Origin of the sequence: Lentibacillus kapialis (assembly GCF_014646635.1) — a bacterium.
Classification (GTDB): Bacteria; Bacillota; Bacilli; order Bacillales; family Amphibacillaceae; genus Lentibacillus; species Lentibacillus kapialis.
In genome coordinates this window covers 1-6,427 of sequence record NZ_BMNQ01000093.1, presented here as the reverse complement: position 1 = coordinate 6,427, position 6,427 = coordinate 1, and the positions used below count along the sequence as shown (strand labels likewise).

At 44.1% G+C, this 6,427-nt stretch carries 6 protein-coding genes and 2 pseudogenes; 2 read left to right on the top strand and 6 right to left on the bottom strand.

What is annotated here, in order from left to right:
- Window positions 1–122: 122 nt before the first annotated feature.
- The 4 genes and pseudogenes from IEW67_RS17285 to IEW67_RS17270 form a co-directional block, all read right to left on the bottom strand.
- A pseudogene (locus IEW67_RS17285) lies at window positions 123–428 on the bottom strand (DsrE/DsrF/DrsH-like family protein); the annotation flags it as partial.
- Window positions 429–513: 85 nt separating this feature from the next.
- Window positions 514–813, bottom strand: coding sequence for a rhodanese-like domain-containing protein (locus IEW67_RS17280; protein ID WP_188634324.1), 300 nt, complete (start codon window positions 811–813; stop codon window positions 514–516).
- Window positions 814–898: 85 nt separating this feature from the next.
- Window positions 899–1,378 (bottom strand): DsrE/DsrF/DrsH-like family protein, encoded by a 480-nt coding sequence (locus IEW67_RS17275; protein WP_188634323.1) that lies wholly within the window; start codon window positions 1,376–1,378, stop codon window positions 899–901.
- A 139-nt stretch (window positions 1,379–1,517) separates the two neighbouring features.
- The gene (locus IEW67_RS17270) at window positions 1,518–1,778 is read right to left on the bottom strand and encodes a metal-sensitive transcriptional regulator (RefSeq protein ID WP_188634322.1); all 261 of its coding nucleotides are present in this window, start codon (window positions 1,776–1,778) and stop codon (window positions 1,518–1,520) included.
- 266 nt (window positions 1,779–2,044) lie between these two features.
- Between IEW67_RS17270 and IEW67_RS17265 the strand changes: the two genes are divergently transcribed.
- On the top strand, window positions 2,045–3,694 hold the full coding sequence (locus IEW67_RS17265) for a CoA-disulfide reductase (protein ID WP_188634321.1): 1,650 nt from the start codon (window positions 2,045–2,047) through the stop codon (window positions 3,692–3,694).
- Window positions 3,695–4,075: 381 nt separating this feature from the next.
- Window positions 4,076–5,662: a peptide chain release factor 3 gene (locus IEW67_RS17260; RefSeq protein WP_188634320.1), complete on the top strand. Its 1,587-nt coding sequence runs from the start codon at window positions 4,076–4,078 to the stop codon at window positions 5,660–5,662.
- Window positions 5,663–5,803: 141 nt separating this feature from the next.
- Here the strand turns inward: IEW67_RS17260 and IEW67_RS17255 are convergent, their stop codons facing one another.
- On the bottom strand, window positions 5,804–6,109 hold the full coding sequence (locus IEW67_RS17255; RefSeq protein WP_188634319.1) for a hypothetical protein: 306 nt from the start codon (window positions 6,107–6,109) through the stop codon (window positions 5,804–5,806).
- A 115-nt stretch (window positions 6,110–6,224) separates the two neighbouring features.
- Window positions 6,225–6,427: pseudogene (locus IEW67_RS17250) on the bottom strand (ectoine hydroxylase); the annotation flags it as partial.

The window sequence follows — 6,427 nt, the reverse complement described above, 5'->3', positions numbered from 1 at the left end:
TGTTCCTTTTTACCGTGTTTAAACATATGTAGCACCGCCCTGTGAAGAATTGTATAGTTACCTTTATTATAACGTAGTCTTGGTATATTTTGGACACTTTTTTACCCTTTTTGGGGGCTAACCATAACATCCATCGTCATTTGACAGCCAATCATTTTCACGCCCATCTCCTGAGCCATTTCTAATAACTCACTAATAGACGGTACATTCGCTTTTTCAAAACCTTCCTGGAAGTGCTCCTTCCCTTCCGGCAGCGGCAAGTTTTTGTGTGCCTCCTTATGAATTAGGTTTAGCCCTTCAAATGTGAAAAAGATTCCCACCTCTTTATCGGATGCTGCAGCTGCCGTCGCGATATTAAACACTTTGTATGCATCAAACATACCACCATTTGCTGCAATAATCGCTACACGTGTATTGTTAGTTGCCATTATTTATTCCTCCTGAAATTAATTGTTGAATTTTCCATGAGACCGTCCCATTCGGACATGCCTGCTTCCTTATCATTACTTTCTATTACGTCTCAATGTCCCCATTCCATGCAAGCATGCCGCCGTCTACGTTAGTAACATCATATCCATTGCTGTTAAGAAATTCAGCAGCTTTTCCGCTCCGTCCCCCGGAACGGCAAACCATATAATAGTGATTGTCTTTGTCAATTTCGTCGAGACGATCAGGCACCTCTCCAAGTGGAATGTGTTTCGCACCAGGGATTTTGCCTTGCGCTACCTCTTCATCTTCACGCACATCAATAACATTTACGTTTTTGTTACGATTGATTTTTTCAACCAACTCATTCATCTTAATTTCCTTCACTTTCAATATGCCTCCTTGAAATGTTTTACATACTCCTATTCTGCCGCTTATTTAATTTTTAAAATTACGGGCGGGGGTATATATTTTAAATAAATAAACTAATATTCCCGTCTTCCGCTTCACCCACATAAGCTGCAACGCCACCGTAATCAATGCCATCAAGCAATTCTTCTTTTTGCAAACCAAGCAAATCCATTGTCATCGTACAGGCAAGCAAATTAACATCTTGTTCCTGTGCCATATCAACCAATTGCGGCAGTGGCATGGCATTGTGTTTCTTCATAACCTTCTTAATCATTTTCGGGCCCATACCAAGGTAATTCATTTTGGAGAGACTCATTTTATTGGTCCCCTTGGGCATCATTTTCCCAAACATTTTTTCCAGTAAACCCTTTTTTACGGGTGTATGGTTTACCTTCCGCAATGCATTCAGACCCCAGAATGTATGGAAAATGGTGACTTCATGATCATAAGCCGCTGCGCCGTTCGCAATGATATATGCTGCCATTGCTTTATCATAGTCACCGCTGAATAAAACAATTGTTGTTTTCTTTTTGTCCGGCATAAACATCCCTTTCCTTTCCACCAGATCCTAATACCTATACCTGTAGGGGTATATACAAAAGCAAGAAAAAGGGTTAGTACTGTTGGCTAACCTATTTCATATTCTAATAAAAAGCACGGTATCTGTCAATACCTTTTGTTCATCTACTTTTCACAAGCAGGTTGACCGCCTCTTTCACAAGGTCTTCAGAGCTTTCGCCATCTTTTTTCTCTTCACGGATGCATTGCTCCAAATTCTTGCTGACAACCAGGGCAAGCGTACGATCCAGCGCATTGCGTACTGCAGTCATCTGTGTGACAACATCGCGGCATTCATTTTCTTCTTCCATCATTTTCATAAGGCCCTTTACTTGTCCTTCAATACGTTTTACACGGTTTTTTACGTCAGATTCATATTGCATCGTTATATCACTCCTTTCTTGAGTCCTTCATTCTATGATTAATAAATCTGCCATGGAATATAGTAACAATAAACAACCCCGGATAAACTGTCAAGAGAATGATAAACACCAGTATCATACAGCTTCTTTCTCAAATGGACCATTTCCACTATATACCCCTGTAGGTATTTTGTCAATGAGTGACTTATATCACTCCATACTCATATGGTTTATTATACGATGCTAATATACCCCAGGGGGTAAAACAATTTAAAGGAGAATGATTTATGTCCAAAAAGATTATTATTGTTGGCGGTGTAGCCGGCGGTTCAACGGCTGCAGCCAGACTGAGAAGATTAGATGAAGAGGCCGAAATTATCTTGCTGGAAAAGGGAGCTTATATCTCTTTTGCCAATTGCGGCCTACCTTATTATATTGGAGAAACGATTCAGGATCGAAACAAATTGCTTGTGCAAACCGCCGAGGGAATGTCTGCACGATATAATATGCATGTCCGCACGTCCAGTGAAGTGACAGCTATTGACCGGACGGCCAAATCTATCACTGTCAAAAACCTTGATACCGGCGAAATATATCAAGAATCCTATGATGATCTCATTTTATCACCCGGCGCCCGCCCGGTCGTACCTCCTATCCAAGGAGTCAAGGATGCTGAAGCACTGTTTACATTGCGGAATATACCGGACACGGATCGCATAAAGGACTATATAGACAACCACCATCCGAAGCATGCTGTTGTTGTCGGTGGCGGCTTTATTGGATTAGAAATGGCCGAAAACCTGACTGAGCGCGGATTAGACGTCACGATTATCGAAATGTCCAGCCAAGTGATGGGCCCAATCGATTACGAAATGGCGTCTATCATTCATAGCCACCTCACCGATAAAGGGGTTCAATTAATCTTAAATGATGGTGTGCAAGCTTTCGAGAATAACGGTAGCAAAGTTGTAACGAGCAATGGACTGGAAATTGACACGGATATGATTCTACTATCCATTGGCGTCCGTCCAGAAAATGAATTGGCGAAAAACGCCGGATTATCCATTGGAGATCGTGGCGGCATTCAAGTAAACAGTCAGTTAGAGACCAGTGATCCGCATATTTATGCCATAGGTGATGCGATAGAAGTGAATGATTATACAAATCGACAGCCAGCGATGGTACCATTGGCTTGGCCTGCCAACCGGCAAGGGCGTATCACAGCAGATAATATTTATGGAAAAACAACGACTTACAAAGGCACACTGGGCACGTCGATCGCTAAAGTTTTCGACTACACAGTAGCGGCAACCGGTAATAATGAAAAAACACTAAAGCAGCTGGATATTCCTTATGAAGTGGTCCACGTGCATCCTTCTTCACATGCCGGATATTATCCCGGGGCTGAATCCATTGCATTGAAACTTATATTTGATAAAGAAACCGGCAGCATTTACGGCGCGCAGGCTATTGGAAAGGTAGGTGCCGACAAACGGATTGATGTCATAGCAACAGCAATGAAAGGCAGAATGACCGTTATGGATCTGCCTGATTTGGAACTTGCCTATGCACCGCCATACTCATCGGCAAAAGATCCGGTTAATATGGCAGGTTACACTGCCAGCAACATTGTGGAGGGAATGACGCAAACTGTACAATGGTATGAAATAGATGCCATGATTGCAAATGGCGGCACATTAGTCGATGTCCGTGATCCGCATGAACTGGAACAAGGGTTTATCGACGGTGCTGTCAACATTCCACTTAATGATTTGCGCAGCCGCCTCACTGAACTGCCTGTCAGCGAAGTAATTTATGTGAACTGTCAGGCAGGATTACGCGGCTACATCGCAGCACGTATTTTGCAGGAAAATGGATTTCATGCCATCAATCTCGACGGTGGCTGGAACACATATGCAGCTGCTTATAACAAATAACAAACACGATTCACCTGATCAGGTGTTCCCTCATCAAGGGCACACCTGTTTTTCTTACACCATCTTGTTTGACGCAAGCCCCCCAACATGCTATCTTTTGATGGTGGTATTCCATAAACAATTATATTCATGAGCCCTCCTTTTATAACGTCAGAAAATATAAAATATGGATGACCTTATAAGAAAAGCTTCGGCATTCGCTATAAGGCGAGGCGAATGCCGAGTTTTTCTAATAACGTCAGAAAATATAAATGATGGGTGACCTTATAAGAAACGCTTCGGCATTCGCTATAAGACGAGGCGAATGCCGAGTTTTTCTAATGTCCTTCCCTCGCCCACCTCTCCGGAACAAAAAGCTACTCTATATAGAAGGGATTTTTTATGACGATACAAGATGAATTAAGAAAGCGGCGAACCTTTGCCATCATTTCACACCCGGACGCCGGGAAGACTACTATGACTGAGAAGCTCCTGCTGTTCGGCAATCTCATTCGTTCAGCCGGAACGGTTAAGGGGAAAAAGTCGGGAAAATTTGCCACATCAGACTGGATGGAAATTGAAAAACAGCGCGGTATATCCGTGACATCCAGTGTCATGAATTTTCCATACAACGGCTACCAGGTAAATATTCTGGATACACCCGGGCACGAGGATTTCAGTGAAGATACATACCGAACATTAACAGCCGTCGACAGTGTTGTCATGATCATCGATGCGACCAAAGGAATCGAAGCACAGACAATCAAATTGTTTAAAGTGTGTAAAATGCGCGGCATTCCTATTTTTACATTCATTAATAAATTGGATCGTGAAGGACGCGAACCGCTCGAATTGCTGGAAGAGATTGAGGAAGTACTCGACATTGAAACATATCCGATGACTTGGCCAGCCGGCATGGGCAAACGATTCCTTGGCACATTCGACCGGCACGGGAAGCAATTTATTCAATACAATGGGGATGAAGATGAGTCTTATGTTCCCTATGCAGATCTCAATCAACCGGACAATAACGAACTGGTTTCCAATCCGACGTATAAAGCTGCCAGCGATGAATTGGCACTAGTTGAAGAAGCCGGTGATGAATTTTCCATCGATGCAGTACTTGCCGGCGAGCAGACTCCGGTCTTTTTCGGAAGTGCATTGGCTCCGTTTGGCGTACAGACGTTTTTTGACACGTTTATTTCGATGGCACCAGAGCCTGCTCCGCGCAAATCAACAGAAGGTGTCGTGTCACCGGATAATCCGGAGTTTTCTGGTTTTATTTTCAAAATCCAGGCTAATATGAATCCCAATCACCGGGACAGAGTCGCATTTTTAAGGGTATGTTCCGGCAAATTCGAACGCGGGATGAGCGTGAAACTGGCGCGTACCGGAAAGCCAATCAAACTGGCGCAGTCACAACAATTTGTGGCTTCTGATCGTGATACGGTTCAGGAAGCATATGCCGGTGATATCATCGGTGTGTATGATCCGAACGCCTATCATATCGGTGATACACTGCTTGAGGGAAAAAATATGTTCGAATATCAGGAGCTCCCGCAATTCCCGCCGGAGCAATTTCAACGTGTCACGGCCAAAAACGTCATGAAAGCCAAGCAATTTAAAAAAGGAATCGAGCAGCTCGTCCAAGAAGGCGCCATTCAGTTGTATAAACACTATCGTTCCGAATCCTATATTCTTGGTGCTGTCGGTGAGCTGCAATATGAAGTCTTCCAGTACCGCATGCGGAATGAGTATAATGTGGAGGTTAGCTTCGAGCCCATTGGCGAGCGAGTCCCAAGGTGGCTAAAATCTGAGCAGGTTGATCCTTCACTGTATGACGAGCGCAACATGCTGGTCCGCGACCGCTCCGACAACTATGTTGTGCTGTTCAAGAACGACTTTTCCCTCAACTGGTTCAAAGACAATCATCCGGATATCGAACTGATTGATCTGTTTGACGTGAACCAGTATGACCAGACAACATAATCGTATTTAGGTGAGAAAGCCCGCGGAATTTTCATTCTGTGGGCTTTTTTATGAGATATTAATTGTGATTTCAATCTGGCGGATTCCTTTTCTGCTGATGTCCGCACTCTTCTGCTGATGTTCGCGCTCTTCTGCTGATGTTCACGCTCTTCTGCTGATGTTCGCGCTCTTCTGCTGATGTCTGCGCTCTTCTGCTGATATCCGCGCTCTTCTGCTGATGTTCGCACTCTTCTGCTGATATCCGCGCTCTTCTGCTGATGTTCGCGCTCTTCTGCTGATGTTCGCGCTCTTCTGCTGATGTCCGCGCTCTTCTGCTGATATCTGCGCTCTTCTGCTGATGTCTGCGCTCTTCTGCTGATGTCCGCACTCTTCTGCTGATGTCTGCGCTCTTCTGCTGATGTCTGCGCTCTTCTGCTGATGTCTGGATGTTTTTAGTCTATTGTCCACCTTTATCATTCCTAAATTAAAAACGACCGCCTCAAAAGCTCACCTTTTGAGACGACCGCCTACATCTAACGCCAGGATTAACATCAGGAAAGTTTCCCGGCGCTGAATGAATCATTTAGCTCATTGCTGGAATGCCGCTATCTCGTACAGCTATATATTCCGGACGTTTTTTACCGCCCGAGAAAGGTTCAACCAGGTGATTTTCCACGCTATTGTATACCATGAACAAATTGTTGCGCGGATATGGAGTAATATTGCTCGTTGAACCATGCATGGTATTACATTCAAACAGCGTGATCGAGCCTGCTCTGCCTGTGG

What these genes read in the sequence shown, in the direction of transcription:
- IEW67_RS17260 (WP_188634320.1), top strand. Translation starts at nt 4,076, where the DNA reads ATGACGATACAAGATGAATTAAGAAAGCGGCGAACCTTTGCCATCATT.
- IEW67_RS17265 (WP_188634321.1), top strand. Translation starts at nt 2,045, where the DNA reads ATGTCCAAAAAGATTATTATTGTTGGCGGTGTAGCCGGCGGTTCAACG.
- IEW67_RS17270 (WP_188634322.1), bottom strand. Translation starts at nt 1,778, where the DNA reads ATGCAATATGAATCTGACGTAAAAAACCGTGTAAAACGTATTGAAGGA.
- IEW67_RS17275 (WP_188634323.1), bottom strand. Translation starts at nt 1,378, where the DNA reads ATGCCGGACAAAAAGAAAACAACAATTGTTTTATTCAGCGGTGACTAT.